The organism is Pseudomonas sp. LSJ-87, assembly GCF_032971465.1.
Taxonomy (GTDB): Bacteria; Pseudomonadota; Gammaproteobacteria; order Pseudomonadales; family Pseudomonadaceae; genus Aquipseudomonas; species Aquipseudomonas putida_Z.
Genome location: NZ_JAWJYQ010000002.1, coordinates 1 through 3,606 on the forward strand (window position 1 = coordinate 1; position 3,606 = coordinate 3,606).

Consider the following 3,606-nt stretch of genomic DNA (forward strand, 5'->3'; position numbering starts at 1 on the left):
GCAGGGTTCAGTGAGCAGGAACGCTGGCTGCTTGCGCAATGGTCCAACTCACCACCTGCCCGGTCAGCTGGTCGCAGGCCTTCCCGAAGCCGGCAACCACCGCTGACACCTGCTTGTCGGCCAGCGGCTGGCGGATTTCGAAGCGTTTGCTGGCCAGAATGCGCTGGCTGCGGCCCTGAACCAGACGTGCGTCATAGCGGATCACTACCTCCACCGCCCCGCCCTCGCGGTATTCGGCCTGGAACGCCTGCAGCTCGCCAGCCAGCTCGTAGTCGGCCTGCAGGTTGCTGTCGTCGGCGCTAAGGCGCTGTACCTGGCCGTCACGCTGGAAACCGTCGAGCAGGCGGTTGCGCAGCAGCACCGGTACTGCGTCGCTCCAGCGCGCGCCTTTGTAGCTGCTGACCACATCGCCCTGGGGAATCACGGCAATCCGTGGCCCGGCCAGCACTTCGCTGGCCAGCGGCTTGTTCAGGCGCAATGACCAGTCCAGCGCCGTCGCCGTCCGGCCGGGCTGGTTCACCGGCAGACGGTACAGGTCGACGGGCTCGCTCTGCGGCAGGATCGAGCAGGCACTGGCCAGGCTCAGTGCGGCCGCCAGGGCCAGCAGGCGCAGCGACGGTTTCATGGTTGGAACTCCTTGTTGTTGTCGCGGCCGAGCAGGTAGCCGCTAGGGTCGGCCTCCAGTTGCTGGGAAATGCCTTTGAGTGCGTTGAGGGTTTCGCGCAGCTCGCGAATCGCCGGGGTCAGCTGGTTCAGGCCCTGGGCACCGTCGCCGATGGCTTCGCGGTTGTCCTCGAGCAGGCGGTTGATGGTGGCGGTGCTCTCGGCCAGTGACTGCATGGCCTGCTCGGCGCTGCCGATTGCCTGCTTGCCTTCGCTGCCCAGCAGGCCGTTGGCATTGCGCATCAGTGCCTGGGTTTCGGCCAGGGTGGCGCTGGCCTGCTTGCCCACCTGCACCAGTTGTTCGATGGCCTGGGTGATGCTGCCGTGCTGGCCAGCGAAGGCGCCGGTGGTCTTGTCGAGGTTGGACAGGGTGTTGCTGAGGTGGCCGATGTTGTCCTCGGAAAACATCTGGTTGGCGTTGTGCAGCAGCAGGTTGATGTTGGTCACCAGGTCGCTGCTGTCATTGAGCAGGCGCGAGATTGGCGAGGGCGATGCGATGATCACCGGCAGCTTGCCGTCCTTGCCTTTCAACTCGGGGCTTTGCGGGGTGCCCCCGCTGAGCTGGATGAACGAGTTGCCGGTCACGCCGGCCAGGGTCAGCTTGGCCTGGGTGTCTTCCTTAACCGGGGTGTCAGCGCTCAGGCGCACCCGTGCCAGTACCCGGCGCGGGTCTTTCGGGTCCAGGCGCAGGGTGGACACGTCGCCTACCTTGATGCCGTTGTACTGCACCGGGCTGCCGCGGGACAGGCCGGAGACGGCTTCGTTGAACACCACTTCGTAGTCCTTGAAGGCGTCGTCGACACTGGACTTGGCCAGCCACAGGCCGAACAGCATGGCGCCGGCCACCACCAGGACGGTGACCAGGCCGATAAGAACGTGATGGGCTCGGGTTTCCATTGCTCAGCGCTCCTGCCCGGCACGGGTGGCGGCCTGCTCGGCTGCGCGCCCGCGTGGGCCATGAAAGTATTCTTGAATCCAGGCGTCGTTGGTCTGCTCGACCTCGGCCAGTGGGCCGGCCACCAGGACCTTCTTCTGCGACAGCACGGCGATGCGGTCGGTAATGGTGTACAGGGTGTCGAGGTCGTGGGTGATGAGGAACACCGACAGGCCCAGGGCGTCACGCAGGGTCAGGATCAACTGGTCGAAGGCGGCGGCGCCGATCGGGTCCAGGCCAGCGGTGGGTTCGTCGAGGAACAGGATGTCCGGGTCCAGTGCCAGGGCCCGGGCCAGCGCGGCGCGCTTGATCATGCCCCCCGACAGCGAGGCCGGGTACTTGTCAGCGGCCGAGATCGGCAGCCCGGCCAGGGCCAGCTTCACTCCGGCCAGGTGCTCGGCATCGGCGCGGGACAGCCCGGCGTGCTCGATCAGCGGTAACGCCACGTTTTCGGTGACGGTCAGCGAAGAGAACAGCGCGCCCTTCTGGAACAGCACGCCGAAGCGCCGCTCGACCAGTGAACGCTGCTCTTCGCGCAGGCCGGCCAGGTCCTGGCCGAACACCTTGATCTGCCCTTCGTCGGGCCGCCGCAGGCCGACGATGCTGCGCAGCAGCACCGACTTGCCGCTGCCCGACCCGCCGACCACGGCGAGGATCTCGCCGCGATACAGGTCGAGGTCGAGGTTTTCGTGCACGCTCTGGCGGCCGAAGCGGTTGCAGATGCCGCGGGCCTCGATCACGCGTTCCTGGCCACTCACCAGCCCATCTCCATGAAGAACAGTGCGGCCACCGCATCCAGCACGATGACCACGAATATCGACTGCACCACCGCCGAGGTGGTGTGTGCGCCAACCGATTCGGCGCTACCGCTGACCTTGAAGCCTTCCAGGCAGCCGATGGCGGCGATCAGGAAGGCGAAGAACGGTGCCTTGGCCAGGCCGACCAGGAAGTGCTGCACGCCGATGTCGCTTTGCAGCAGCGACAGGAACATGGCTGGCGAGATGTCCAGTGACAGCGCGCACACCACCGCACCGCCGACGATGCCGCAAATCATCGCGATGAAGGTCAGCAAGGGCAGCGAAATCAACAGCGCCAGTACGCGCGGCACCACCAGCATCTCCATGGGGTTCAGGCCAAGGGTGCGGATGGCATCGATTTCCTCGTTGGCCTTCATCGAGCCGATCTGCGCGGTGAACGCGCTGGCGGTGCGGCCGGCCATGAGGATAGCGGTCAGCAGCACGGCGAACTCGCGCAGGAACGAGAATGCCACCAGGTCGACGGTGAAGATGGTCGCGCCGAAATCGGCCAGCACCGTGGCGCCGAGGAAGGCCACCACCGCGCCCACCAGGAAGGTCAGCAGGGCGACGATGGGCGCGGCGTCCAGGCCGGTCTGTTCGATGTGCGCCACGACCGGGGTGAAGCGCCAACGATGAGGTTGCAGGGCGCGGCGCAGCAGGGTTTCGAGGATCAGGCCAACGAAGCCGAGCACCTGCATGGTGTCTTGCCACAAGGTACCGACGGCGCAGCCGATGCGTTCCAGCAGCAACAGCAGCACGTTACGCTCGGGCTCCTTGACCGGGATGCAGTAGTCTTGCACCGAGCAATAGACGTTCTTGAGCAGGGCGCGGCTGGCTTCGGGCAGGCCGTGGGTGCAGCGCGACAGGCGCTCGGAGCCGAGCAGTTCGGCCAGCAGCGAGGCACCGGCGGTATCCAGGCGGCCCAGTTGGCTGAGGTCGGCGACGGTATCGGCAGCGTATTGCGCGCGCAGGCGCTCGCTCTCACGCTTGAGGCTGGCGTAGTGCGCCAGGGTCCAGTCACCGGTGATGCGCAAGCAGGCCGGTTGGCTACTGGTGTCCAGGGTGGCGCTGGGGGTGGTCATCGGCTCCATGCTACTGACTCGGCGCTAAGGCTTAGGGCCTGATCATAGCGCAGCGGGCATGGGCTGTTTGGTGATTATGTGCTGTCTTCTCGGACCGTGGGGGCTGCTTTGCAGCCCATCGCCGGCAAGC

4 protein-coding genes are annotated in these 3,606 nt (G+C 66.2%); all 4 read right to left on the bottom strand.

The window, feature by feature from the left end; translation table 11 throughout:
- Positions 1-7: 7 nt before the first annotated feature.
- Genes RYH74_RS02990 through RYH74_RS03005 form a run of 4 tightly spaced genes read right to left on the bottom strand, consistent with a single transcriptional unit; the run spans position 8 to position 3,485 of the window.
- Positions 8-625: an ABC-type transport auxiliary lipoprotein family protein gene (locus RYH74_RS02990; RefSeq protein ID WP_317408941.1), complete on the bottom strand. Its 618-nt coding sequence runs from the start codon at positions 623-625 to the stop codon at positions 8-10.
- Positions 622-1,560 carry an MlaD family protein gene (locus RYH74_RS02995; protein WP_317408942.1) on the bottom strand — a complete coding sequence of 313 codons (939 nt, stop codon included), beginning with the start codon at positions 1,558-1,560 and terminating at the stop codon, positions 622-624. Before RYH74_RS02995 ends, RYH74_RS02990 begins: the two co-directional genes overlap by 4 nt.
- Before the next feature lie 3 nt (positions 1,561-1,563).
- Positions 1,564-2,355 carry an ABC transporter ATP-binding protein gene (locus RYH74_RS03000; RefSeq protein ID WP_015268492.1) on the bottom strand — a complete coding sequence of 264 codons (792 nt, stop codon included), beginning with the start codon at positions 2,353-2,355 and terminating at the stop codon, positions 1,564-1,566.
- Positions 2,352-3,485, bottom strand: coding sequence for an ABC transporter permease (locus RYH74_RS03005; RefSeq protein WP_025337239.1), 1,134 nt, complete (start codon positions 3,483-3,485; stop codon positions 2,352-2,354). Before RYH74_RS03005 ends, RYH74_RS03000 begins: the two co-directional genes overlap by 4 nt.
- Positions 3,486-3,606 lie beyond the last annotated feature (121 nt).